The 26,795-nt window shown below is 50.3% G+C and carries 23 protein-coding genes and 1 pseudogene; 9 read left to right on the top strand and 15 right to left on the bottom strand.

The features are described from left to right. Positions 1-111: 111 nt before the first annotated feature. Positions 112-1,886, top strand: a pseudogene (locus A6A26_RS00565) (EAL domain-containing protein). A gap of 62 nt (positions 1,887-1,948) precedes the next feature. Here A6A26_RS00565 and A6A26_RS00570 read toward each other — a convergent pair. The 5 genes from A6A26_RS00570 to A6A26_RS00590 all read right to left on the bottom strand — a co-directional run bounded on the left by A6A26_RS00570 (position 1,949) and on the right by A6A26_RS00590 (position 7,681). Then, complete coding sequence (locus A6A26_RS00570) at positions 1,949-2,620, bottom strand: hypothetical protein (protein WP_063877094.1); 672 nt, start codon at positions 2,618-2,620, stop codon at positions 1,949-1,951. A 268-nt stretch (positions 2,621-2,888) separates the two neighbouring features. Next, positions 2,889-3,401, bottom strand: a complete 513-nt coding sequence (locus tag A6A26_RS00575) for a GrpB family protein (RefSeq protein WP_063876979.1) — start codon at positions 3,399-3,401, stop codon at positions 2,889-2,891. Positions 3,402-3,416: 15 nt separating this feature from the next. Beyond that, entirely contained in the window at positions 3,417-4,289 is an 873-nt protein-coding gene (rluF, locus tag A6A26_RS00580; protein ID WP_063876980.1) for a 23S rRNA pseudouridine(2604) synthase RluF, read from the bottom strand. A gap of 196 nt (positions 4,290-4,485) precedes the next feature. Then, on the bottom strand, positions 4,486-6,462 hold the full coding sequence (locus A6A26_RS00585; protein ID WP_063876981.1) for an autotransporter outer membrane beta-barrel domain-containing protein: 1,977 nt from the start codon (positions 6,460-6,462) through the stop codon (positions 4,486-4,488). 295 nt (positions 6,463-6,757) lie between these two features. Then, positions 6,758-7,681, bottom strand: a complete 924-nt coding sequence (locus A6A26_RS00590) for a MurR/RpiR family transcriptional regulator (RefSeq protein WP_063877095.1) — start codon at positions 7,679-7,681, stop codon at positions 6,758-6,760. A gap of 506 nt (positions 7,682-8,187) precedes the next feature. Here A6A26_RS00590 and A6A26_RS00595 point away from each other — a divergent pair. Beyond that, positions 8,188-10,266 carry a TonB-dependent siderophore receptor gene (locus A6A26_RS00595; RefSeq protein WP_371558852.1) on the top strand — a complete coding sequence of 693 codons (2,079 nt, stop codon included), beginning with the start codon at positions 8,188-8,190 and terminating at the stop codon, positions 10,264-10,266. Beyond that, entirely contained in the window at positions 10,253-11,389 is a 1,137-nt protein-coding gene (locus tag A6A26_RS00600) for an ABC transporter substrate-binding protein (RefSeq protein ID WP_063876983.1), read from the top strand. Before A6A26_RS00595 ends, A6A26_RS00600 begins: the two co-directional genes overlap by 14 nt. 51 nt (positions 11,390-11,440) lie before the next feature. Here the strand turns inward: A6A26_RS00600 and A6A26_RS00605 are convergent, their stop codons facing one another. The 9 genes from A6A26_RS00605 to A6A26_RS00645 all read right to left on the bottom strand — a co-directional run bounded on the left by A6A26_RS00605 (position 11,441) and on the right by A6A26_RS00645 (position 20,455). Then, positions 11,441-12,418, bottom strand: coding sequence for an XdhC family protein (locus A6A26_RS00605; RefSeq protein ID WP_063876984.1), 978 nt, complete (start codon positions 12,416-12,418; stop codon positions 11,441-11,443). Further along, a complete protein-coding gene (locus A6A26_RS00610) occupies positions 12,415-13,014 on the bottom strand; it encodes a nucleotidyltransferase family protein (RefSeq protein WP_063876985.1) in 600 nt (199 codons plus the stop codon). The genes A6A26_RS00605 and A6A26_RS00610 overlap by 4 nt, the downstream gene beginning before the upstream one ends. A 2-nt stretch (positions 13,015-13,016) precedes the next feature. Continuing rightward, complete coding sequence (locus A6A26_RS00615; protein WP_082875121.1) at positions 13,017-15,353, bottom strand: xanthine dehydrogenase family protein molybdopterin-binding subunit; 2,337 nt, start codon at positions 15,351-15,353, stop codon at positions 13,017-13,019. After that, positions 15,350-16,342: an FAD binding domain-containing protein gene (locus A6A26_RS00620; protein WP_063876986.1), complete on the bottom strand. Its 993-nt coding sequence runs from the start codon at positions 16,340-16,342 to the stop codon at positions 15,350-15,352. The genes A6A26_RS00615 and A6A26_RS00620 overlap by 4 nt, the downstream gene beginning before the upstream one ends. Next, entirely contained in the window at positions 16,339-16,827 is a 489-nt protein-coding gene (locus A6A26_RS00625) for a (2Fe-2S)-binding protein (protein ID WP_063876987.1), read from the bottom strand. The genes A6A26_RS00620 and A6A26_RS00625 overlap by 4 nt, the downstream gene beginning before the upstream one ends. Before the next feature lie 223 nt (positions 16,828-17,050). Beyond that, on the bottom strand, positions 17,051-17,878 hold the full coding sequence (locus A6A26_RS00630) for a metal ABC transporter permease (protein ID WP_371558850.1): 828 nt from the start codon (positions 17,876-17,878) through the stop codon (positions 17,051-17,053). Continuing rightward, on the bottom strand, positions 17,875-18,732 hold the full coding sequence (gene sitC / locus A6A26_RS00635) for an iron/manganese ABC transporter permease subunit SitC (RefSeq protein ID WP_063876989.1): 858 nt from the start codon (positions 18,730-18,732) through the stop codon (positions 17,875-17,877). Before sitC ends, A6A26_RS00630 begins: the two co-directional genes overlap by 4 nt. After that, complete coding sequence (locus A6A26_RS00640; protein WP_063876990.1) at positions 18,729-19,550, bottom strand: manganese/iron ABC transporter ATP-binding protein; 822 nt, start codon at positions 19,548-19,550, stop codon at positions 18,729-18,731. Before A6A26_RS00640 ends, sitC begins: the two co-directional genes overlap by 4 nt. Then, entirely contained in the window at positions 19,547-20,455 is a 909-nt protein-coding gene (locus tag A6A26_RS00645; RefSeq protein ID WP_063877097.1) for a metal ABC transporter substrate-binding protein, read from the bottom strand. Before A6A26_RS00645 ends, A6A26_RS00640 begins: the two co-directional genes overlap by 4 nt. Before the next feature lie 325 nt (positions 20,456-20,780). Here A6A26_RS00645 and A6A26_RS00650 point away from each other — a divergent pair, with 325 nt between their 5' ends. From A6A26_RS00650 to A6A26_RS00665, 4 genes are all read left to right on the top strand, one after another. Continuing rightward, positions 20,781-21,071: a hypothetical protein gene (locus A6A26_RS00650; RefSeq protein ID WP_063876991.1), complete on the top strand. Its 291-nt coding sequence runs from the start codon at positions 20,781-20,783 to the stop codon at positions 21,069-21,071. Positions 21,072-21,300: 229 nt separating this feature from the next. Continuing rightward, complete coding sequence (gene ycgZ, locus A6A26_RS00655; RefSeq protein ID WP_063876992.1) at positions 21,301-21,549, top strand: regulatory protein YcgZ; 249 nt, start codon at positions 21,301-21,303, stop codon at positions 21,547-21,549. Positions 21,550-21,715: 166 nt separating this feature from the next. Further along, positions 21,716-22,003, top strand: a complete 288-nt coding sequence (locus A6A26_RS00660; protein ID WP_063876993.1) for a hypothetical protein — start codon at positions 21,716-21,718, stop codon at positions 22,001-22,003. Between the two features lie 142 nt (positions 22,004-22,145). Continuing rightward, positions 22,146-22,400 carry a biofilm/acid-resistance regulator YmgB/AriR gene (locus A6A26_RS00665; RefSeq protein ID WP_063876994.1) on the top strand — a complete coding sequence of 85 codons (255 nt, stop codon included), beginning with the start codon at positions 22,146-22,148 and terminating at the stop codon, positions 22,398-22,400. Between the two features lie 671 nt (positions 22,401-23,071). Here the strand turns inward: A6A26_RS00665 and A6A26_RS00675 are convergent. Then, entirely contained in the window at positions 23,072-23,797 is a 726-nt protein-coding gene (locus tag A6A26_RS00675) for a YoaK family protein (protein ID WP_063876996.1), read from the bottom strand. A gap of 340 nt (positions 23,798-24,137) precedes the next feature. Here A6A26_RS00675 and A6A26_RS00680 point away from each other — a divergent pair, with 340 nt between their 5' ends. Together A6A26_RS00680 and A6A26_RS00685 are read left to right on the top strand one after the other, a co-directional pair. Next, entirely contained in the window at positions 24,138-24,470 is a 333-nt protein-coding gene (locus A6A26_RS00680) for a hypothetical protein (protein WP_063876997.1), read from the top strand. Between the two features lie 20 nt (positions 24,471-24,490). Then, positions 24,491-24,865: a RidA family protein gene (locus tag A6A26_RS00685; RefSeq protein ID WP_063876998.1), complete on the top strand. Its 375-nt coding sequence runs from the start codon at positions 24,491-24,493 to the stop codon at positions 24,863-24,865. The last annotated feature ends 1,930 nt before the right edge of the window (positions 24,866-26,795 follow it).

The raw sequence follows: 26,795 nt of genomic DNA on the forward strand, positions 1-26,795 counted from the left end.
GAAAAAATTAATTTAATTGCTTTTGCCTTTTATAATGATTGGGCTTTATTTTTGCTATTTATCGTACACTCTTCTTTTGCAGTTTCATTGAGCAAACGGGCAGGAGCGGAAATGTCTACGGAATCTAGCGACAAGGAACATCACCGCACCAGTGCAACAAAAGCACTTAGTCTTTCCGATCGGGGCCGGGATGAGGTGCTGAAAAAATTCTTGCGTCTGGCCAGTCAACTGCTGGGTATCAATGGAAGTTACATTACTGTTCTGAACGATGACCAGCATATTGTTCGCGCCAACTATAATATTGAGCTGCAGGATACGTCACGCGAGCAAGCGCTGTGCCGATATGTTGTGGAAGGCGGCGCAACGGTCATTGTACCGGACACCACCTGCGATTCACGTTTTGCCCATCATCCACTGATCAGGCATGCACCTTTCATCCGCTTTTATGTAGGTACGCCGCTAAAAAACCGCAATGGCCAGATACTGGGCACGCTGTGTTTGACGGATACAGTGCCGCGCCCTTTCAATGACCAGCAAAAAAAATAACAGAATCCCTGGCTGGGTTAATCATCGCTTTTCTTGATGCCTGGCACTCCGCGGCTTTCATCGAACCGGTTACCGGGTTAGCCAACCGCGAACGTCTTATTCGCGATATACAGCGCCTTGCCACCCAAAAGGATAAATCGCTGCGCCGTCTGGTGTTGATTGATTGTATCGATATGTCACGCGCGTTTGAGTTATCACGATCGTTGGGCATGGCCGCGCTGGAGTCACTGCTGAAAGATGTCGCGACACTATTGCTGTTACGCCTTCGGCCAACTAATGGCTGCCAGTTTTACACTATCGCAACAGGACGTTTTGCTATTTTAACCCAGGCTGACAGCCCCGTGAGTGCAACCTGGGTGGCTGAGCGGCTGGGAGCAATCAGCGCTGATATGGGCGACGGTCTGACCATGGCGCTGACGACCTATACGGAGCAAACTGATTTTATTGCCAGCGATGCGCCGCCTTGTGAAGTCCTCCGACGGGCAGTCAATGCGCTGGAGTACATCAGCGGACAGACATTATCGCAGGTTCGTTTTGATGAAATCAGCGACATAAGCTGTGCGACTGATGTCACCTTGATGAGCGACCTGGCAGAAGCCTTACGGCACAATCACGGCTTATTCTTGGTTTTTCAGCCCAAAGTCTGTATTAAAAGTGGTAAACCCGTTGGTCTTGAAGCACAGGTGCGTTGGCATCATCCGTTACGCGGTGAGCTGTTAGCAGATCACTTTGTCGCTCTGGCTAAAGGAACGGAACTTGATACGCAACTGACAACCTGGCAGGTCGACAGCGCCATTTCCCGTCTTAAACGTTTACGACATCATCCTGTCCAGTTGCCAATAACAATCAGTATTAATGAGCGAGATATTGCTGACAGCACGTTTGCAGAAAAACTGGCTGAAAAAATGCTCAAGGCCGCCCTTCCCACATCAATGCTTATCATCAACATATTGAAAACCGAGCATATGATTGACAGTCCAACCGCTATGCTCGGACTGGAAATGCTCAGGCTTTCAGGCTTCAGCATGTCATGGGAAGATACGGCTAAGGGCTACAGCAAAATACGTTACCTACGACAGAGCCCGCCTGAAGTCATAAAACTTGATAACGTACTGGCAAAAGAACTTAATGCCAGGATCACGTCACGTCTGATTGCCCACAGCATCTTTACTACCTTAAAAGCGCTCAATACCCTCGTGCTGGCCGATGGAAAAGATTACCCGTCATCGGTTTCTGCGCCTTTAGAAGACCGTGACGATGTTGCACGTGAGTATTTTAATATAAAGCCAATGGCTGAGACAGAGCTTGATACCTGGCTTAAATGGAAGCTGCCTGGCTGAGATCCTGGATAATGACGTTTTAATCAGAGCAGGTTTCTGCCCACTCCGCGCTCACCGTTTTTTTATTTCCTGGCCAGGTAACGTTTACTGTCACGAGCCTGAATACGCGCGGCCGTTGGCGAAGGGAAAATATAATTAAACAGGTCACGATACAGGCCCAGATGTTTAATCACGCCTTCACGAATGTTTTTGGTGATGTCATTGACCAAAAAGTCGCTCGTGGTATTGAAACTTCCCATTTTAAAAAAGGCTTTATCAAAAACGGTAATAGTACCTTCCCATTTCATATGATATTCATCTCGGGCGACATCATGGGTGGCAATAAACAGGCCTTTATGTGTTTTTACACCGTGGTTACCCACATACGTCACCTGTGAATCGTAGCCACGCTTGTTGCGCCAACGGCAAAATTCATAAGGCACATCATAATGCGGCAAAATAAAATCGGGACAGCGAAAATTCTCATCACTCAATAAGCCGTCCAGCGTGACGGAAAAATGCAAAAAATCCTGCATGAAATCGAACTGTCGGGTTTTAGTTAATTCAACGTTGATGGTGAAATGACCTGAGTGCACATACCAGTAATTAGTAAATCCATTCACGAGAATACAAAATACCTGCCAGTCACTGAGCCGTCGATCCCCGGCTAATCCTCTGAAACGGCTGATCATCAACCTTGATTTCGGGTTCTGATACGCCTTAAGCAACGGATCATTCATACCTTTCAGTAACATCAGGCCCACTCCTTTGTTATTTGGCTTATCCTGCCATGCCGTTTTCATCCTGAAAAGGTGGCGTCCTCTGATTGTGCGGCGTTAAGCACGGCTTCAGTAATGCTTTAATCACTCGCGCGCGCTACACAGGTATCTTCACCCCATCCTGTCCGTTGTTTTTGTATGAGGCCAGGGATTTCAGGCGCGCTTATTTCCTGAGCAGGTACACACAGGGCTGAAACGGTTGTCGGGCGTCAGCGGATATAGCGTTGAAATTTGAGCGGATAAATCAGAATGGGAATATGGCTAATGCCCGTTGCTGATGACAGGCAATAAAATCATGTTTCAATTGACCGTAAATCTTGATGTCGCCCTGACAGGCAAGTTGTGCAGCGCATTTAACCGCCGCATATTCATCCCGTACCTTTGGAGAGTGACGTAAATAATCCCGAAAGGCGAGATGCCGCCTGATATCGGGGCTGCCAGAGATAAAAGCATGAATGTGGTGGGTCCGCGCCTCCGCACCTTTCGTGAAATAGCGTCTCCCCGGCATCCCGTTTTCTCCGCGCGATTGGTAGCCCATCTGTATTAGCGCCTCAGCAGTCGGGGAGTCATGATTTAACACTTCTGTCAACATATCGATGACGGGTTTTGCCGCTAAGCCTTCCACAGCTGTACTGCCAATGTGATGGATAGTCACAAGCGTGTCGCCCAGCGCCGCCGCAACAACGGCAGCTTCAGTTGAAAAGTGATCTGCCCATTCAGGCCGGTATTCACTGATAATTAGCGGGCGTGGACGCATTGACAGGTACCTGTGTTAACGCCCTTTTTTCTTACGGCCGGGCTGGTTGAAACGCTTGCGCGACGCAGATTTATCCTCGGTCTTATCACCCTGCTTAGGTGCACTTTTCATCGGCTTTTTCGCCGCCGGACTTTTTTGTGATGTTTTCTTGGCTGGTTTTTCATCCGAGGATGAGTTTTCCAGTAATTTGAACAGCTCGACTAATTCATCATCCGTCAGATCGCGCCATTCACCCAAGGGAATGCCCTTGAGATTGACGTTCATGATGCGCGTGCGTTCAAGCTTCGTCACTTCATAGCCAAAGTGTTTGCACATGCGACGGATTTGCCGGTTAAGCCCCTGAACCAGCGTAATACGAAACACATAAGGCGCTTCTTTCTTTACTTTGCATTTTTTGGTCACCGTTCCCAACATAGGAACGCCCGCCGCCATGCCCGCAATAAACTCATCGGTAACAGGTTTATCGACGGTAACCACATATTCCTTTTCGTGGTTATTGCCGGCACGTAAAATTTTATTGACCAGGTCGCCATGGTTGGTCAGAAAAATTAAGCCCTGAGAATCTTTATCAAGACGACCAATAGGAAAAACGCGTTTGCTGTGATTAACAAAGTCACTGATATTATCGCGCTCACCCTCTTCCATGGTGGTAATAATCCCGGTGGGCTTGTTCAGTGCAATCAGCACTAAATCATCTTCATCACGTGGCTCAATTAACTGACCATTCACTTTTACGACATCGCCGGCAAAAACCTGGGCACCCACCGCGGCGCGTTTGCCATTGATGAAAACGTTACCCTGTTCGATAAAGCGATCGGCATCGCGACGAGAGCATATTCCGCTCTCACTGATGTATTTATTGAGCCGTGTAGATGAATTGGTCAGCATGGTTCCTCCAAAAACGCGAACTATACCTTACCAAAACACGCTTGCGAAGCGGGTGGCGTCAAACTTTCTGTGCCACCTGCCCTGTCACACCGGAAGTCATCATTGCACGCCATGACGTCATTGCAACGGATGAATTGACCCGGCTCAGTCTGATAAGTAAGACTGAAATGTCTCGCGTCCCTGCGAATCACTCACCCTAAAAGCGTGCGCTCAGACCCAGGTTCCATGTGACGTCATGATAATCACTGGCACCCGCCACCGTCGATACGGCGGCATAAGCGGTTACCGTATCGCCGAAGGGTACGTTCGCGCCAACAGCCATATCCACCCAGTCTTTATCCTGGCCTGCACGGGTACGTCGGAAGGCAGTACGGGTCGATTTTAAACCTGCACTCACTGAGGAGTCAGTATCTCCAAACTGATGGTTATAACTCACCTGCGCCCATGGATTGATCCATAAGCCTTTGGTGTCGACACGCCAACCTGCTGCGCCAACTTGTGAGTGCCGGGTTTGCCCGGAGAACCGCATCGCACTGCTGCTGTCGCCGAGCTCCTGGTAACCGTCCGCCTTAACATAGTCCAGCGCATAGCTGGCAACGGGCCCGGTGGTGACCACATCGCCTAACGGTAAATCCCAGCCCGTTTGCAGCCGCATCCCCATGAGTTTTCCTGCGCTGCTTCCCTGTTCTGTGCGGGTAGCGGGCCCGAGTTTAATCTGACGTTCTATCCCGTCATAATCCAGATCCGCATAGTGGACATCGGCGTTCACCCACAGCTGATCCAGTAGCTGAAGCTGGCTCCAGAGCGCGACCATGTTGCCACGAAGCCGGTAATCATAGCGATCAGAGGGCTGCTGCCGTTGACTGGCGGTCGACAGCAATGCCCCCGCCTGCCAGTTATCGGTGAGCTGATAACCGATGCCAACAGACAGATTAGCGGTATCGGTGTCGCCATCGTTAAAAACATCATCTTTGTTGCGGGCGTGCTGACCGGCATAACCGCCAAACACCGTGAACTGACCTGCTTCTGAAGCTTGCTTGCGCTGTTGCTGTAAATGACCATCCAGTGTGTTGTGCATATCATGCAGCATGGCCAGGGGTGCCTGGGTCAGCACAGCCACCTGGGCGGGCGCATCCAGAATCGACTGGATGTAGTCAGCGATAATGGCATGTACGGCAGGACTGGGATGAAGACGATCGGCAAACAGATAATTTTGCTGAGATGAAAAACCCGTTGTTGCTGAGGTGCAGTTTACGGAAGAGGTGCCGGGTGGACAGGCCATGCCTGCCGTATTACTCAGCCCGTACAGGGCGGGATTTTGGATGACTTCACTGAAGAGTCCATTGATATCCACCCGAACAATGTTTCCCTGGGTGGTTGCCAGTGCGTTTTCTTCAAGCTGGTTATACCGCGCGGTCAGTGCTGCCGCCTGACCGCTCAGCTGCTGCCATGCTGCAAATAACTGTTGCGCAATCAGGTCGCGAACAGCTGGCACACTTGAAAGTTGCGCGGCGGCCTGATTAAACGCAGCCTGAATGGCCTGCTGTCGCGCTGCATTATCAGGCGTGGCTGCCGCGTTCAGAGACTGAAACGCAGCAGTCACGGCAGCGGAACTGAACGGCTGAAGAATCGCCTCTATTAATGCGGGTGTCGCCCCCACATTGGGTACCGTCGGCACAATCACGGTGCCCGCGCCAGCGTCAAGTAGCGCCTTGACCTGGCTGGCTGCCGCGCCTGCACTGTTATCAACAATCGATGTGGCCAATGGCGGAAGGGCAACCGCCGCCGCCAGATCGTTGCCGCCTATCCAGTGAATATACAAGCCATTGGGATCGGCCCGACCATTGGTAGAAGCCAGATAACGGGCAACCTGATCCTGAGTATTAAATTGTGGATTAAGGGCAGGCACAGCAACGGCGCCTCCTGCTGCGTAATTGCTACCGCCAGCGGAAGAGGGTTGCAATGTCAGCCCTGCTTCGCGAGCGATAATTTCATCATAAAGCAGATTATTTGCGGAATTATACGTAAACCGGCCGACGTTTCCTGTATCGCTCAGGCTGTCACCAAATACGGTAAGACTGTCCCATGCCATTACCGGCAGCGGGGTTATCAGGGCACTCATGGTGGCAAGGGCCACTAGCGACACAGGAAACCATGCACGATCTTTCTTCATGATTAGCTCCGTTCAGGGACGTAACAAGGATGGATAAATCGAAGAACAGCAAATAACGTCACGGCAGAGTAATAGCCGTTGATTGAAGAACGCTCCAGGCGAAAGCAGGCGTGCGCTCGCAAAAACAGAAATTTTTTTTAAAATTCCGAAAAATGCCAGCCCCCTGCTCATCGCTGATGCCGGGATACGTTCAAAAATGCGCCTTAACGGTTGAGGGCGACTGTTCAGCCCTGGGCCGTGGCAACGCGGGATTTGCCAGATTATCGTCCAGCTTTGTTACACCAAAACGGATGCGCTATTTCTTAGCCGCAGGCTTAAGCCCTCTGTAGAAATCCTGCAGACGTTTCATCGTTTTCACTGTGCGGTCTGGCAGGGAAGAGGCAACCGATAAAATCATCATCTCCAGGCAAACCATGACGGTGCCATGTAGCGGGATGCGGCCATTTTCTCCCCCGCGCGGAACGTGGATCACCACATCAGCTTCCCGGGCAAAAAACGAGTCGGTGGCATTGGTGAGTAAAATAACAGGAATGCTGAGCCTTTTGGCTTCGCGTATCACGGTGCTGCCCTCACGATGCGCTGACTTCTGCGCCATCATCACCAGTACATCGCCCCGTTGCAAAGCCAACATTTGCTCCGCCAACGCAATGCCTGCACGATTAAGTGAAAACGCCGGTAAGCCAATGCGGTTTAACAGCCGGGCGCTGTAATCAGCGAGGATGCCTGAGGCATTGATCCCAAAAATGGCAACCTGACGGGCTTCGATCATCAATGAAGTCGCCTCAGCCAGCGCCTGACGGTTGTGCTCAGAAGATAAAACGTGGCACGCATGAAGATGTCCCTGCAAAACAAAGTCTATTGAGGAGGAGACATCACGCGTCACGTCATTCACCGTGGTGATCATCTTCTCTTCAGAAGACATGCCAGGCCCGAACCAGGCCTGCAGCACTTTTTTGAGATCGCGCAAACCTGAAAAACCCAGCGCCTGGATGGCACGGATAACGGTGGCATCAGACGTATGGTTAGCAGTAGCAATTTCCATTGCCGTACTGTCAATCACCGTTTCCCGGTTGTCATTTATATAATGTGCGACCACCAGAAGGCGTGGAGAGAGTTGTTGCTCACGTGAACGTAAACGCTCACCCAATATGTCAACGCGGCTTTTAGTTTGTATTCCGATGATCGTCCGCCTTTTTAAATAGCAAAAACACTGCGACATACCCTTTTCGTTTTCCCGGTTAACTAAGCACAGGTGAGAAAATCCCATTGCCTGGGGCTCAGTAAAGCTTTTAAGGACCCGGTTTTCTCTTTCGCTTTCCACTGATAGTAAACCTGCAAACTGTAGTCAGAAAGCCAGCAATGCGGAAAGCAGCCGTCTGCTTACCACCCATCGCCTGCCGAAATCCGTTTTGGGAAAGGGATAATCGCCTTTAATTTCATTAAGTAATAAGCAAAAACCAGCCAGGAAAAAGCATTGCGGCGTGCATTTTAACATGTAGTAAAAATTCCGGTATTTCTGTTTACTACTACATCGCGCAATGGTTGAATGATTATCAATTACAAATCAGCGCGTGAACAGATCCTTTATGCTTTTCCTTCGTCGCTGAATAAATACGCGCAGTCAATGTGGTTATTTACTTTATTTCTCTCTTTGATGATCAGCGAAAACAAATAATGAAAAAACGTTCCAACGATATTAAACACCTGGGAATCCAGCAGGCGGTGATGCTGGCGATCTGTTCTGGCGCGCTGCTTGCACCGGGTGAAAGCCTGGCGGCGACCAGTGATGATACGGTGACAGTAACCAGCGATGCTAACAGCAATGACGGCTATGCCGCCTCCACCAGCAGCGTTAGCACAAAAACCCCTGTGTCTCGTCTGGATGAGGCGCAATCTGTCAGTACCGTGACACAGCAACAGCTCGACGACTACCAGGCCAGCAGCCTGAGCGACGCGATGCGTTTTGTCAGTGGCGTTGCTGAGGCAAACACACTGGCGGGAACAGAAGATGGTTTTGTCCGCCGTGGGTTCGGTAGCAATTCCGATGGTTCCATTTATCGTGATGGCATCCGCAGCAGCCAGGGGTTAAATCTGGATGCCACGACGGAACGCGTTGAGGTACTCAAAGGCTCGGCGTCTTTGCTCTACGGTATTCAGAATCCTGGTGGAGTGATCAACGTCATCAGCAAAAAGCCTCAATACTCATGGCAATCCTCGGTAAGCGGTCGCTACGCGAGTGAAGGCGGCGGTGCCGGTACGCTGGATGTGACCGGGCCGTTGGGCAATGGTTTTGCCTTCAGGCTGATCGCAGAAAAACAACGTCAGGATTACTGGCGTAATTTTGGCAGTGATGAACACTCGCTGCTGGCCCCGTCGCTGCAATGGTATGGTGAAAAAGCCAGCCTGTTAGTGAGTTACAGCGATTATCGTTATGACATTCCCTACGATCGCGGCACCGCCTTTATTAACGGCTCTCCTGTCGACCTGCCCTACAAGAAGAGACTGGATGACAAAGCCAATCATGCCTGGGGACGCAATCAGGCACTCAACGCTCATTACGACTGGCAGTTTAATGACAGCTGGAGTACGCGATTGACCCTTGGCTGGAATCAGCGCCGTTATGACAATAATGAAGTGCGGGTGACGGCGATTGATCCTGCCAGCGGCGTGGTTACGCGGCGTGCCGATGCCAACCGCGGATTTAATCAAAAAACCAACTACCTGTCGTGGGATGTGCTGGGTAATCCAGAACTTTTTGGCATGACACATGCGCTGGTATTCGGCACAGATTATGAAATGAATCAAACCTATCGTGCGCATCAGTATCAGGGCAAAAATGACCGGCGCTTCAACTATTTCAATCCGGTTTATGACATGCTGTCTCCCGTAACCGACAGCACCACTGAAAATAGCGCGAATGCCAACAACCTGAACCGTATTCACAGCCGTTCGGTTTATCTGAAAGACAGCATTTCGCTGAGTCCCGACTGGATCGCGGTGGTTGGCGGGCGATACCAACATTACGAGCAACGGGCTTCGAAAGGTTTCAACCCGGTGATTCAGACACTGGATGATGAAGGGAATAAATTCCTGCCACAAACCGGGCTGATTTATAAATTAACGCCCGATATTTCGCTTTACACCAGCATGAGTAAATCCTTCACGCCCTCAACGGATGTGGATGACGAAGGTAATGTCAGCAAGCCCGAGCAGGGAACGACCTGGGAAGTAGGAAGCAAATGGCAAATCTCCCCTCGCCTGTTCGCTTCGGTCGCGCTTTACAGAATTGATGAAAAGCAGATGTCACTCAGCATTAATGGCACGACTCGTCCTGTTAACAAAGCGCGCTCTCAGGGCGTGGAAGTTGAGCTGAATGGCGAAGTTACGCCAGACTGGGATATCAGTGCCAATTACAGTTATGACAATGCCGAGATCGTCGATGACACGATCAATCCGGCCAACAACGGCAACCGCTTACAAAATGCGCCTGAACATGCCGGTGCGCTTTACCTGAGCCATAACCTGGTCATACCGGGTTTGCCCGGCGATTTTCGTGTCGGTGGTGGTGCACGCTATGTCGGCAATCGTGCGGGCGATCCTGACAACAGCTTTACTTTACCGGATTACGTTGTCGCTGACGGCTTCATTGCCTGGAACAACCACCTGCTGGGCGAAAAAACCCAGTTGAGGCTTAATCTGAATAACCTGTTTAACAAACACTATTACACGTCGAGCGGCGGTAACCTGCGCGTACGTGAAGGTGAAACCCGCAACCTGATGGTACAAGCCCGTGTTGAATTCTGATTCTTTTATGAAGTTCTGGCTGCGCACGCTCCTGCTGCTGTCCGTGACAATCAGCACGCTCGCCTGGGGCAAAACGATTACCGATATCAATGGCACTCGGGTTACTGTGCCCGATCATCCCCAGCGAATCGTCCTCGGTGAGAGCAGGATGCTGTACACCTTTGCCATGCTGGAGGCCGGCAATCCTTTCAAAAGGCTGGTTGGCTGGCCGCAGGACCTGAAAAAGTACGACCGGCAGACCTGGGATATTTTCGCGCACCAGTTTCCCGAGATGCTGAACATACCGTCAATAGGGTTAGATGGCACCAATGATATCAATCCTGAGCGGGTGATTGCGTTAAAACCGGACGTGGTTATCCTGCCCGAACTGGCTCGCAGCAGTGAGGCGGGGCAACGGCTGGAAGCGGTATTAAAAGCAGCCAATATTCCCGTGGTGAAAATTGATTTACGGGTACATCTCCTGCAAAACACGACGCGCAGTGTTGCCATTCTGGGAGAGGTGCTGAATCAGCGTCAGCGGGCAACGGCTTTCAATCAGTTTTATCAGCAACATATGCAGACTATTCAGCAGCGCCTTGCCGGTTTTCAGGGCCGTAAACCCACAGTGCTGTTACAGCTTCACCTGGGCCGCCGAAATGAATGCTGCGTGACCGCCGTGAACGGAAGCCTTGGCGATGTGCTGTCCTTTGCGGGCGGAGACAATATTGCCAGTAAGAAGGTGCCTGGCGTATTCGGTCGGCTGAATGAAGAAACAGTGATTACCGCGAATCCGGAATATTATTTCGCGACCGGTAGCGGTGGCAGCGACGATGCTTCAGACCTTCGTATCGGTCCCGCTATCAGTCAGGCGGAAACGCGTGCGTCCCTGCAGCAGCTCACCGCGCAACAAAATGGCCTGAAGCAGCTGCGTGCGCTGCATAACGGTCATGCCGCGGCAATGTGGCATAATTTTTATCTCAGCCCCTGGCATGTTGCCGCAGCAGAGTTTTTTGCCAAAACCCTTTATCCAGACCTGTTTAATGACGTTAATCCGGAACAAACTCTGCGGCAGATCTTTAACGATTTCCTTCCCGTTCCCTATTCAGGCACCTATTTTTACTCGCTGAAGAAAGAGTCGCAGTAACCTGCGAACCGGCGGCAAGCTGCACGTAGCGCCGCCGGCCCCTCTGCTGACCTAAGCTCCGTGTTGGTTTTTAATCCGTACGATATCTGCCATCACCGACAACGCAATCTCCGCAGGCGTTTTACTGCCTATGGCTATGCCAATCGGCGCGCTAATCCTGGCGAGTTCCTCCTGATCAAATCCCGCTATCGCCTGAAGGCGAGCCTTTCGTTTGGCGCTGTTTTTTTCCGATCCCATGATGCCGATATAAAATGCGTGCGTGTTGACCGCTTCCATCATGGTTAACTCATCAATACGGGGATCGTGTGTTAACGATACGATGGCGACTGAAGCATGGGCACCGTTTAACTCCAGCCAGCGTGCAGGATGCTGCGGCACAATCGTGATATTATCTTCACCCGTAAAGTGGCGTTCCAGCTCACTTAACATCTCCGGACGATGTTCACAGACCCGTACATGAAAACCCAACAGCTGGCCAAAACGAATGCATTCAAACGCAACGGCAGAATAGCCTGCCACCAACAGTTCGGGAATGGCGCCCACGGGCAACACGATGTCAGGGTCCTGATAGCTGAGCACAGGTAACACGGCCGAGAGGGCCACAACGTCCCAGGATGCACGTTCGCCTGCGGACAAGGTTTTTATCAGCCGGGATTTACCGATGAGCGCCTGATGCATGGCCTGTAACAGCGCGCCGCTGACAGTATCAGGGAGCAGGTATTCCACCAGCACGTCCAGCCTGCCGCCACAGGGCAGTTGTACCTGGGTTTGCCGTCCACCCTCGCCATAGCGGATGACCTGGCTGTTTACCCGGTAACGTCCTTCTGCCAGACGCGCCAAAAAATCCTCTTCAATGCAGCCACCCGAAAGCGAGCCACAACACTCGCCATTCTGGTTGATGACCATCATCGTGCCCGGCGCCCGGGGCGAAGAGCCCCAGGTACGCAGTACGGTACACAACCAGACCGCCTGCCCCGCATGATGCCAGCGCAAGGCCGTGTCGATAACCCGCTGATCCAATGTAATCATAAGTGGCTCCTGACGTGCCGTAAGTCATCCGGGTAATCAATATCGTCGAGACAACCCCGATCGCTGAGCGGCACATAGCGGATTTGCTGATGTTTAAGCACGCTTTGTGCACCCACATCGCCTGTCAGCTGTTGCAACGCGGGAAAAAACGATCGCTGAAAGCCAACCGGATGACCGGGCTGGCCTTCAACCTGCGGGCGCGCAAGCGGATAAAAATGCAAAGCCTGATTCACCGCCTGATAGCTTTCAGCGGTGAGAAAAGGCATATCTCCCAGTGCAATGATGACCGCATCATAGTCCAGACAGGCGCCGACGCCTGCCGCTATCGACTCACCCAAACCGCCACTGACACAAAATACCGGTCTTACGTTGTGCAGTAACGCATGAATGGCCTTATCTTCCGGACGCGTGACGACAATGACATCCATACCGCTTGCCTTTGCCTGTTCCAGCGTGTGCTGCAAAACGGGTTTTCCCTCCAGTACCGCCAGCAGTTTGTGGTGGCCATTTCCCTGTCGAAACCGGCGGCTCATTCCCGCCGCCGTTAGCACAATTGCCGTTTTCACATCCGCACTCCTGCCAACATCGCCATGCATGCTTAAAGGATCTTGTCCAGCGTAATGGGCAAATCCCTGACGCGTTTACCGGTAGCGTGATAAACCGCATTGCTGATGGCCGCAGCAACGCCCACGATGCCGAGTTCACCCACCGTTTTGCCGCCCATGCTGGTGGCTTTGTAGTCAGGTTCGCCAACATCAATGGTGGTGATGGCGGGAATATCTGCATTCACTGGAATCAGGTAGTCGGCCAGGTTGTTGTTAATCACTCTGCCATTACGCGGGTCAATAATTCCGCCTTCAAGTAATGCCTGACCTACGCCCATAATCATGCCGCCCACCCACTGGCTTCGGGCGAGTTTGGGATTATAGAGCCGGCCACTGTCGAAAGCCGCGACCATGCGCTTTAGACGTATGGTGCCAAAATCTTCATCCACCCTTACTTCAACAAACTGCGCACTCCAGCTGTGAGCCGACACGTCCTGTGGTCGACTCATTTCATTCAGGCTACCGGTGACGCTGTCCCGCTCCTGCGCTGACATCTCCGGAGAGAAGGTGCCACCTTCCACGCTGAGCCCGTCCAGGTGAGCCAGCTTAATCAGTTCACTAAAGCTAACGGCCTGGGAAGGTTTGGCGGTGAGCTGTATCCCCCCGTTCGCCAGCGTGAGCCGATCCTGTGGTACGCCGGCAAGCGGAGAACCCTGGGTCTGGCTGGCCAGCGCAAGTAAACGCGCACGCAGCTTTTTCGCAGTATCGTCTACGGCGGCGGTCAGGTTTCCTGCCAGCTGAGATCCACCCGCCACGCCCGCCCGAGGCAGTTGCGTATCCCCTAACTCAACGTCGATGCGTTGTGAATCAACGCCCAGTATATCGGCGGCGGTTTGCGCCAGTATGGTATAGGTGCCGGTGCCGATATCCGCGCCGGCGCACTGCACCACGAGCTGTCCTTGAGAAGACAGCAGAATTTTTGCTTCCGCCGGCATGGTATTCACCGGATAGGTACCCGAAGCCATTCCCCAGCCAATGAGTTCTCGGCCTTCGCGCATCGATCGCGGTGCCATGATGCGCTTGTCCCAACCAAACGCCTCAGCGCCTTTTTGGTACGCCTCTTTCAGGCGGCGCGAACTCCACGGAAGATCCTTCTGGTAATCACGATCGGCCCAGTTAAGGAGACGAAAAGCCAGCGGATCAAGATTGAGTTCATAGGCCATCTCATCCATCGCTACTTCCAAACCAAATGCGCTCGGGTTTTCACCGGGCGCGCGCATCCAGCCTGGCGTCACCATGTTGACAGGCCTGACCTGATGCTGGGCAGAGAGATTTTCGATGGCATACATGCGGCCGGTCACCTTGCTGCAGTTTTCGGCGAACACATCGATAAGTGACGTTTCACTGAAACTGCGCAGGATAACGGACTGGATTTTACCCTCCCGCGTCGCGCCCATTTCAAGCTGTTGTGAGGTCGCCGGACGCCCGCCCAGACCGGTAAAGGTTTGTGGACGCGTCAGTGACACACGAACCGGGCGATTAAGCGCGCGTGATGCCACACAGGCCAGCGCGACATGCGTATAGGGCACGGGTTTAGACCCAAAGCCGCCGCCAACATAGGGTGAAATGATACGCACTTGCTTTGGTGTGATGCCCATCCATTCCGCAATTTCCACCTGGGCACCCATCACCCACTGGCTGGGCTCCCAGACCGTCATGTGGCCATTATCCCACTGTGCAATACAGGCATGAGGCTCCATGGGCATATTGTATTCACGTGGTGTGGTGTAACGCTGATTGATACGGACCTCGGCGTTACGCATTGCCGCTTGCGCGTCGCCCAGATTAATATCCTGGGACGTCAGTGGCTTAGGTTCTACACCCTCATCTGTCGGGGATATCAGCGCAGGCGACGTCTCATAGGCAATCTCGATCAGTGAGGCTGCGTATGTTGCCTGCTCGAACGTGTCGGCCACGACCAGGCCAATATTCTGACCATTATGGATAATGACATCATCCTGGATCGGCGTATAAGTTGTCTGGGCAGCGCCACCGTCGGCGATGGGCGTCGGCTTGTTAATCTTTAAAGTATTGAGGTGCGTATAGACCGCAATAACGCCATCAGCGCGTTCGGCTTTGGCGGTATCCATATGTTTGATTCGCCCACTGGCGACAGTGGACTGAATCACAACACCGTGCACAGCATTCTCAGGTTTATGCTCAATCGCGTAACGGGCTTTTCCCGTCACTTTCACCTTGCCATCACCCCGGGATCGTGGTGTCCCCAGGCCCGAAAGGCTGGCGGGTGCGCGGCGATAGTGATCGTTATGCTCGCCCGCTGCGGAGACATCTTTCTCATTGCCTGGCAGGTCGTTTTTGTCATGTTTCATGCCATTTCTCCTGCCGCCATCAAGGCGCGCGCAATGACCCGTGGCGTAAGTTTTATTTTGTGCGCATTGCCAGAGAGCGCCTGGGTTTCCTGAGTAATCAACTCGGCAGCCGCATAAAGCGTTTGCTGCTCGAAAGGCTGACCTGCCAGCGCCTGCTCAATGCGGCGTGCGCGCCAGGGTTTTGTTGCCACACCACCCAAAGCGATATGAACCGTTTCAATCCGGCCCTGATTGAGAGTCAGTCCAACGGCTGCACTGGCACTGGCGAATTCGTAAGAAGTGCGATCGCGGACTTTTAAATAGTGGGAGTGCTTCAGCGCGGCAGACTGCGGGATTTCAATGGCCACAATAATTTCATCCGCCTGGAGAGCATGTTCATGATGCGGTGTGTCCCCTGGCAGCAGAAAGAAATCCTCAACCAGAATACGTCGCCTCTGTTGCTGGCTGTTTTGCACCACCACCGTTGCATCGAATGCCGTCAGGGCAACAGCAAAATCACCGGGATAGACGGCAACACAGTGCTCACTGTTTCCCAGAATGGCATGATTGGTATTGACGCCATGTAGCGCGGCGCAGCCAGAGCCAGGAACGCGTTTGTTACACGCGGAGAAGGTTGCCGGATCGCGATAATAGGCACAGCGGGTACGCTGGCATAAGTTACCGCCAAGGGTGGCCATATTACGAATTTGCGGCGATGCCGCCTGCCATAAGCTGCCATACAGCGCGGGCGCTTCTCGCTCACAGGCCGGATGACTGGCCAGGTCACTCATGGTAACCAGTGCGCCAATCGTGATGGTATCCTGACTGAAATCAATGTCAGACAGGCCGGATAACCCAGCAATATTGGTCAGGCGGGAGGGCGTAAAAACACCACATTTCATTAAATCGAGCTGCGTCGTGCCACCCGCGATAAGATGGTTTTCGGGTTGATTTTTGGCTCCTGCCGCATCCTCGATGGAATGCGCAACCTGCCAGTGAAATTCATTCATCGTGCCTCCTCCGCCATTTCAGCCGCAGCCTGCTTAATCGCATCAATGATGAAAGGATAAGCACCACAGCGACAAAGGTTGCCGCTCATGTATTCACGAATTTCATCGTCGGAGCCGGTATGGCCTTCTTTGATACAGGCAACCGCAGACATAATCTGCCCTGGCGTACAGTAACCGCACTGAAAACCATCATGCTCAACAAAACAGCGCTGCACCGGGTGCAGTTCACCTGAAGCCTGTTCCAGACCTTCAATCGTGGTCACGGTTTTACCTTGCGTCTGCGCAGCCAGCGTCAGACAACTCAGCACCCGCTGCTCATTAACCAGGACGGTACAGGCACCACATTGCCCCTGGTCGCAGCCTTTTTTCGTGCCGGTCAGATTAAGATGATCGCGCAGCGCATCTAATAAGGTTACGCGAGGATCGACGTTTACCTCTCGGGTCTGACCATTGACCTGCATCGTTAACGGTATTTTTTCTGACATTGTCTGTTTCCCATGATTGCAGAGCCGGTTAGGTGATCTGTTGCTTATACATAACGGGCGAGATAAGAACGGGGAAAGTCGGATAACCCTGATGTTTACATGCGTATGTACGTCATTAGGTTTAGCACTTATTTTTAGGAGGCGAAGTAAAAATACGAAGATTGGCGTGATTAGGGCGCGCCAGCCGCCTGGGTTTACACGGCGGCCAGCGCGTTCATCAGCATCATAAATGGGGTAAGCGCGGTAGTTTGTGGTTAGTTATCAGAAAACTGACGATAAAGACCAGCGCAAACAACACGACAATCGTCGGCGCGGGGGCACTGTCGATAAAAAAAGACAGATAAACACCACAGAGTGACACAATCAGTGAAATCAGCGTCGCCAGCATCAGGGCATGGGAGAATCGATGGGTCAGCAAAACGGCAATGGCACCTGGGGCGATGAGCAGAGAAATCGATAAAATAATGCCAACGGCTTTCAATGTCGCCACAATGGTCAGAGAGACCATACATAACAGCCCATAATGCAGCCAGCGCACCGGCAAACCACAGACCTGCGCCTGCTGTGCATCAAAACTGAACAGCATCAAATCACGCCACTTCAGGCTGACCATGACGACAATTACGGCGGCAATGCCCAGGGTCTGGAATATGTCGCTGCGACTGATACCGAGCATATCGCCGAATAAAATATGGTCGAGGTGGATCGCCGGTTTCACGGCAATATATAAGATCAAACCCACGGCAAACATACCGGAAAAAACAATGCCCAGGACCGTATCCTGCTTGATTCTACTGTTGTCTTTGAGATAACCACTGGCAACAGCACAGAAAAAACCGGCACTGAATGCGCCAACAGCCAGAGGTAACGACAGCATCCAGGCCAACACAATGCCGGGGAAAACGGCATGGCTCATGGCATCCCCCATCAATGCCCAGCCCTTCAGCACCAAAAAAACGGACAGCAGCGCACAAGGCACCGCGACCACGGCGGCAATGAGTAAAGCATGATTCATAAAATCGAACTGAAACGGTTCCAGCCACATCATCATGCCTCCCGGATGGACTGCGTTTGGGCACGACGGCGGTTCGCCAACAGACCATGCTTAGGCGCAAACACAAAGGCCAGCAAAAACAGTAATGTCTGCGCCACAACAATGATTCCGCCCGTCGCGCCATCAAGGTAATAGCTCACCCACGCGCCCAGAAAGCTTGTAATGCTACCGATGGCGACAGCGATAACCAGTAAACGGGGAAACCGGTCGGTCAGTAACCATGCCGTTGCCCCCGGTGTGACAACCAGACAGATGACCAGAAAGGCTCCCACGGTTTGCAGGGCCGCAACCGTTGAAACAGCCAGTAAGGTGAAAAATAAGATCTTCAGACGTCCGGGATGTAAACCCACGGCGCGGGCATGGTTTTCATCAAAAAAGGTCACCATCAAATCCTTCCATTTAAAAAATAAAATGATGGCAGAGGTGAGTCCGATAATAACCAGTTGAAAGATATCGGAAGGCGCAATGGCCAGAATATTGCCAAGTACGATGGTCTGAATATTCACGGAAGTGGGATTCAGTGAAACCATAAACAGCCCAAGACCGAAGAACGAGGAAAAAATCAGACCAATGATGGCATCCTCTTTCAGCCGCGTGCGCTGGTTAAGCAGCAACATGCTTCCTGCGGCTAATCCCCCGGATAAAAAAGCGCCCAAGGCAAAGGGCAAGCCGAGCATATAAGCGCCCGCCACGCCGGGTACAATTGAATGTGATAGTGCATCGCCAATAAGCGACCACCCTTTCAGCATCAGGTAACAGGAAAGAAAGGCGCACAGGCCGCCAACCATGGCTGAGATCGCCATGGCATTCACCATATATTGATAACCAAAAGGTTCCAGTAATGTTGTCATGGTTGGCCTCGCGATGGATTAGCGCATGCCGGTGCAATCACAGGACGCTCACTATCAGTGATAACCTGACTGTGGCCGCCGTCGATCATCACATGACGCAGCACGCCGCTAAATGCACGCTCAAGGTTTTCGGGCGTGAATGTGGTGGCTGTGGGTCCACTGGCCAGAATGGTGCCTTTAACCATGACGGTGTAATCACAAAACTCGGTAACCGATCCGAGGTTGTGTGTCGAAACCAGCATGGTTTTGCCTTCATCACGCAGTTCACGCAACAAGCTGATAATTTTGGCCTCAGTCTGAACATCAACGCCGGTAAAGGGTTCATCCAGTAAAATCACCTCACCCTGTTGGGCAATCGCTCGGGCGAGAAAAACGCGTTTTTTCTGACCGCCAGAAAGCTCACCGATTTGCCGTTCGCGGAATGCCAGCATATCGACACGGGCCAGGGCGTCAGTCACGCGGTCACGATCGTGCTGTTTAGGTCTGCGCATCAGGCCCATATGCCCGTAACGTCCCATCATGACCACATCATCCACCAGAACCGGAAAAGACCAGTCCACCTCTTCCGCCTGGGGTACGTAGGCCACCAGGCTGCGACGAAGCGCTTTACGTATTGGCATACCCAGTATGCTGATTTGCCCAGCGTGGGCAGGTACAAATCCCATCATCGCTTTAAAAAGCGTGGATTTTCCCGATCCATTAACACCGACGAGTGCCGCAATTGAACCCGCTGGCACACTGAAACTGGCATTATGCAGCGCGGTGTGTCCATTGCGGTAGGTCACCGAGAGGTCGGAAACAACAATTGTTGGGCTCATTGTGTTTTCATCCCATCGTTGATGCCGTTGACCAGGGTTTGAGTGGTCACTTTCAACAGGTCAAGGTAAGTCGGCACCGGACCACTGGACGTACTCAGGGAATCCACAAACAGCACGCCGCCATAATGCGCATGGGTTTCACGTGCAACCTGACGGGCTGGTTTATCGGAAACGGTACTTTCACTGAAGATAACGGGAATGGCATTTTTTTTCATTTGGTCGATAACGTGGCGAACCTGTTGCGGCGTTCCCTGCTGATCCGCATTGATTGGCCAGAGATAAAGCTCTTTAAGTCCTAAATCACGAGCCAGATAGGAGAATGCGCCCTCGCTGGTGACTATCCAGCGTTTGTTTTCAGGAATAGCGGCAATTTGCTGACGAACCGGTTCGAGCGCTGTGACAATCTTTTGTTTATAGGCGGCAGCATTGCGCTGATAGGTACTGGCATTGGCTGGATCGTATTTGACTAAGGCGTCACGGATATTATCCACATAAATGAGTGCATTATCTGGCGACATCCATGCATGAGGATTAGGTTTGCCGTTATACGGCCCCTCCCCTATTCCCATCGGCGTTATGCCTGTTGAAACGACGACTTCAGGAACGCCCTTGAGATGCTGATAAAAACGCTGAAACCAGAGCTCCAGATTCAGGCCATTAGCCATCACCAGTTGCGCGCCTTGTGCACGCTTGATATCCCCCGGCGTCGGCTGATACTCATGAATTTCCGCGCCGGGTTTGGTAATCGACGTGACTTCAGCTGCGTCACCTGCCACATTTTTTGCCATGTCAGCGATAACAGTAAAGGTGGTGACAACCTTAAATTTTTCCGCCGCATAGCTGTGAACACTAAGGAACAGACTAAAAAAGATGCCAAGTGTAGTAACTGATATTTTTCTCACCATATTCGCCACCCAACGTTTGAATGTAACCATTTTCATAATTTAGCATTAGCTAACTTTTATAGCACAGGCTATAAAAGAACACACAGAAACACTTTGTGAAGTTTTTTAATGAAATGAATGGAAGTTTGAGCTTTTGTAATGCAGAGTGGCTAAATAGTTATTCTAAAAGCAAAATCCGGGCAATATGGCGCAACCCGATATGCAAAAATTCGACGCAATGTGCGGTGCACAACCGATTCCTCACAGCGGATAGCTCTTAAGGTAAAAGGGAACAGTATTCTTTGCTAAAATTACTCTCATCGAACAACGATCAAAGGAGGCTCTTTTGTTACTTTCCCAGCAGCAACTGACCAACACGATCATTGGCGAAGCCGCCCTGAATCTGATTGCAATTAATCAGGATGTCAGCGTCGAGTCTCTGGTCGATGAGCTTAACGTGATGACGAAATCTGAAGTCGATGAGGCCAGACTGTCACAATTGTATGATGCAACGAAATGGCTTATGGGTTTCAGGAAAATTGGATCTCGCCTGGCAGCAGGTCCCGGCTGGTCAGCACGTAAGTCCGTGTTTTCACCATCCGCAGATAATGACTGCGATGACATTTTCTTAAAATAGTACTATGCTCCTTTCAGAGCAGCAGGTTATTAACCTTGTGCCTTTTAGCGTTAAGGCAACATAACCTCCACACATGCTCTATCCTTCTGTAACTTCTTGTTTTAAATGCGTTAGCATCTTTTGCACAAAAAAAACCTCTCAAGTTCATCAAAATTCTGTACAAGTTTTTAAAACTTGTATAACTTTCGCTCTATGGCAAAGTACATTTTAACCACTTGAGGATAACAGTATGCGTCAGAACGGACATGCACCGGATAATACCAGCGACATCGCCCGTTACTTCAACCAGGCAAATTTGCCCTCGCAGCAAGAAACGCTGGGAGAGATTGTTGTTGAGCTACTGCGCGCAGGTCAAACCCTTTCTCGTAAAGCAATTTGCAGTAAATTACTTCACCGTCTTGATAGTTGTGATGCCACGGAGCAACAACGTCATTACCAGGAGTTGATTGGATTATTGTTTAGTCGCGAAAGCGAATAGAAGGTTTTCATCTTTAAATATTAATTCGTTACCGAAAGTAATTTCTGATCGGGCAGTACCACATTTACTCAAAGGGATAGTACTGCCCACAGCTGACGCGGGAAGGTTAGCTGTCCCCGTCATCGTGACCGGAACATGGCCACAAATCGTAATCAGAGAAGCCAGTATGTACAGAAGTGAAGAAGAAAAAATAACGGACGTGATGATAGGTGAGGCTGTTCTGACCTTACTCAAATCGGAAAGTCCGATATCCAGTAATGCGTTAATTGCTCAGCTAGAAGCGATGGCAGGCGAAACCGACGATGTAACGAAGCTTCAGGCTATTAAAGTTGCGATTGTTGAAGTCCAAAAAGGAATAGCCTCAGCCAACAGCCGCCGAAGAGTCGATCTTCCCGAACGTGATAATCATCGCTTAAACAACGATGGCCCTCCGGAAGGCTCTAAAAAACATTAAGTTCAAGACGATTGCCTAACGATTGAGCAATCGTAAAGTGTAAGAACTAACCTGTGTTACGCCCGATTAACCTTAATATTTAATGACACTGTCGGCTGACTCCCAAAGATGCAACTGACGATTTTCCTAGAGAATTATGACTATGCAACAGAGCACATCAGATTTAGCCATCATCGAGTTTTTTCGCAGTGAGGGAGAGCATCTTGCTCAGGAAACTGAGTTGCTTGGCAGAGTTATCAGAAATATCGTTAGCGATGAGAAGCGCGTAACCAATAAAGCCATCATCCTGTATTTGATTGCAGAGCTTGAATGCACTGATGATGAGTTCCGGATTGAGCTGTTACGCAGAACGCTGGAAATCGTTGTCGGCCGTACGCCGGACGATGCAGGTATTTGATTCTGTTACCTGCGTGATTCAGTAATGGATGACGCAGGTAATGCCCACGTCAGTTTTGTTTTATCCTGCAAAATGGTGAGGTTACAGGTCAGCATTAGTGCATTTTGCGTGAAAAAAAATGGATTGCGCGCTGGCAAAGTACTTTGAATCGCCTGTCACGGCTGTCCTGACTCAAACGAAACAATGCATCTGTGATTTGGTGAAACTGTATGGGCTCACCCACCTTCAGAAGTTCACTTACCACTCTCCCAATCAGCGCACGAATATCGTTGTCTTCATGGTTATTCACATAACCTCCAACTGGTGTATGTATATACAGACTAACACCTTTGTTATCATGAAAACAAAGCGGATAATGAAAATAAACCTTAAGCGAAGCGGCAATACAGCGTTATATTATTGATTTTTTGGGTCTATTTATTTTCATCCCTGCTAAAAAATTATACTCACCCTAAAAATCTTACAAAATCAGATAAACCGTAAAGATTTATTTCTTTTTTGGTCAGTTAATCGGAATGTATGCTCGCATAACGTTCCCAATCCATTGAATAGCGATTCCAGGTTTTAATATAAAAATATTATTTATTGTCGTGATCAGCATTTCATTAATAAACAAAAGGCGGTTAACGAAATAAACATCAGCGAAAACCGCCTTTCCGATAAATTAACTATTACAACTTCTTTGCATTATATAACGTGGTCACAATTGCGCTTACTGAGAGAATAATGAGAAAAATACCCAGCCCAATCATAGCGTTAAAGGCATAGGTTTTAAACAGGAGCAGACCGACAATACAACCGGTTAAAAAAGACAACACCGTAGTTAAATGCGTATATAACTGCTTTTGTGCAAATCGTCTGTCACAAGGCTCTGCACGTGATACAAACGACGACAGATAAGAACCGAATGCGATTCCGGCGTCAGTAAGCGTGCCAGTAATATGTGTCGATCTGACGCGGCCGTTTGATAATTGTGTCGAGGTCGCGTTGTGGAGCCCCATCAGGAATCCAAGCATTAACAGGACCTCACCATTGTAACTGGGTGAATAAAATAATTTTTCAAACAGCGATGCGGCAGTCAGGGCAAAACCTTCTGCCAGTATGATCAGGCAGAAAATGGTTCTGATTTTACGCCTTTCTCCTGCGATAATGACTAACCTGGCGGATGTGCATCCAATGACAAATGCCGAGATCAAACCGGCAAGAAAAAGCAGGCTATCCAGATCGGAAGTAAAGACTTCTGTTGAAATTTGAGAGGTATTCCCGCTCATGTGCGACGGGAAAAAACCAAATGCGCCCAATGCCATAGCATTAAGTATGCCGGCGGTTGTTGCCAGTGCAAGGGCCAGATAGCGGTCCTCTGTATGAGATCTTATCTTCTTCTTTTTTATAAGCACGCCGTTCCCCTATGAATGTGTATATCTCTCCCCAGGGTTACCTAAAACCCCGCCATCTAATGGTAGTAGGCTTTCGAATGCATAGCGGTTAATACAGATAAGTCTGGGTCTGTAACCTGTTAATTGTATTAATTTTTATAGTTTTCTGGCCAGGATTTCATGGAAAGTAAACACCTGTTACAACCGGTTTTTCTTCCATAAATCTCCTAATCTTATGGCATATCCACGGCAGAGACGGCTCACTTTAGCGAGGGTTTAACTATGCAACGCATTTATGGCAGGATACGCGCCCGGGCTCTGGCCACTCACACCAGTCATATGAATAAGTCAGGATAAATACATGACAGCTTTAAAACGTAAATTCATTATTCCGGCAGCCATTGCCATTGGCGGCCTGGGATGGTGGTTAATTCCCCATTATAATGCTGAAGATGAGGCCTATTACATTTCCGTGCTCTGCGCGGTATCTCAGCAGAATGAACATCAGTTACACAAAGATATGCAAAACGTGATAGAGGGCAGTAATTCAGATTACGCGTTGCAAAAAATCCATTTCATCCCTGCCCTCGCAAACCGGGTCATTAATGACTGGAAGACGCTGACGCCTGAGCAGAAACAGCAAGCTTCACATAACAGTAGCCAGTGCACACAACTGATACGTGCGCAGAAATGATTCATCAGGAGCAAAGCACTATGGTGCCAGAACGGAAAAACTATCCCGCACTGGGGCAGGTAAATGCCCCTTACGTCCATGCCGTCCGCCACAATCAAACGCTCTATGTATCAGGCTTAACGGCTTTCGGTACTACCGCGCATCAGAGTGATATTGCGGATCAGGCAGACGTCATCTTCGATCAACTGGAAACTATAGCCGCGGCGGAGCACACCTCACTGGCGAATTTAATCAAAGTGACTATTTTTATTACCTCCTTTGCCGATATTGATGCGCTGCGTCACGTACTGTTTAAACGATACGGAGACCACTTACCTGCCAGCTCGTTGGTGCAGGTTAGTGCACTGTTTTCGCCAGACTTGCTCATTGAAATCGACGCAATCATCGCCCTGTGATTTTATAAATACTGCACGCACGTTGTGATACAGGTTAACTACACTCTTATCGGCGGTGCATAACTCCTCTTATTCATACGATGTCCGCCGTTAGCGTCACCACCATCAAAACGCAGCGTTATGGATATTTATTTTGCTAAGCAGGCAGACGATATTTTGCAGGACAGGATTAGCTTTGAAATGCCGGTCAGTGACAACAACCTATCAAAGTAAAATATGGCATGCTCTTGCACGTTGCTCGCCTAACTTTTCGCCTTCAGGGGAAATCATGATGACCGGCACATGGATATCTGATGCGCCCAATACCGGTGTTGACAATGCTATCTACTGCATAGCTGACGCCTTCTGCGCTTATATTTGATTGTAACTATCAGCACGAATCCTCTTGATGATGCTGGTCTCTGCGCATTGGAAGGGAACAGCAATTCATTTCCAGCCCGGTTAAGGTTGTCGCTCTCTCGGTGTTAAGCAGAGGATAAGCAAGGCTACGCGCCCTGCCCGCCTTTTATGATCTGGATGTTATCTCTGGATTATCAGAACGGTTTTTGGCTTTCATGTGCTCCCGCTATACGCAACATAATGATTTTTTTTGCCAGGGTGCACATTGCTCGCGGGGACAGGTCAGCTGCTGCTCCTCAACGCCACAAAGGAAGGTTTTCTTCGCCGGAATATTCCGCCGCACAATCTACCTGGTGGTGAGTCAAACGCAGCCATTTAGCTTCCACGTGAACCGTCATTGAAAGTGCCCCACAACCAGCTGAACACTTTTGCTTTTCGTCTGGGGAATGCACTGTGCTGCAAGTGGCAGGCTTCAGCAATTTATCATAATGAAGAACGTTCGTTTCTCCTGTTCCAGGTGCAGGTATATATTCAGCCTGCCGATGAAACGCAGTGCAGCACCTGAATTTCAGCCTGAAATCGCCAAGCATCCTGCCCATATCTGATTACAGTGAATGTAATTTCTGTTCACTGTAATCAGGCAGCTAAACAAACACAGCACACGCAGTGGCTGCAAATAGTCGGGTATCAGCATATAGGGTTCACTACAGCGTTGTGTATTATGTTAAATAACATAGCATCAACAAATCAACGACAGTCAGGGTACTGAGTTAAAGCTGAGAACTACCACGTAGCAGAGTAAATACTCCCTTTTGCGGCGTAATGATGGCTAATTGTCCGTTGCCTCGCAACCTTGTTAATCCAGATAAGGAACGCATTTAAAAGCGCACGGGATTACCCATTTATCCGAGTAACGACGGTATCTGCAATGTGATCTGTCGAATGATGGTGTGTTTTCTGGCTCATTAAATACTGGTCAAAGATAGAGTTTAAACAGGCAGCAACGCGTGAATGATATAAGCATTGTTTTTAGGCCGTTAAAAATTGAGTTGTCGTGCGCGTATGCCTGAGCCAGATATTCTCCCATAAGTATCCTCTGACCGACTTCTTAACACCATTCTGGTTCACTGAATCTAAGGGGGAAGAAGAATTTCAGGCTGAAATCGCCAAACAGGCCGCTTTACTGTTACTGATTACAGTGAACGTTATGCATGTATTCACTGTAATCAGCGCAACACCGACACAGATACGATCCTTCCCTTTAAGCCCATTGGTTAAACCCCGGATTGCGCTGACTCTACTTGTAATCCTGTCTGCCGCTGAACGGGAAATATCACCCGCTCCGTAAGAATGTACACTCACGTATGCCAACGCTGAAGCATTCACTGCAATAAGTAGATGATACTGAGTGGCAACTTTTTTAAAGGGATAAGTGGAAGCGATCGGCTCCAGAGCAGCCGTTTCTGATTACAGTGAATAAAAGTACGGGCAATCTCTTCGCCGTTATCCTCTAAAGAAACTACCAGTTTGGCATTGGCTGATACTGTTTTCTTTGGACAAATGGCATCAGGGCTTTTGCGTCTGATAGGGG

The organism is Pantoea sp. OXWO6B1 (assembly GCF_001641135.1).
GTDB classification, from domain to species: domain Bacteria; phylum Pseudomonadota; class Gammaproteobacteria; order Enterobacterales; family Enterobacteriaceae; genus Pantoea; species Pantoea allii.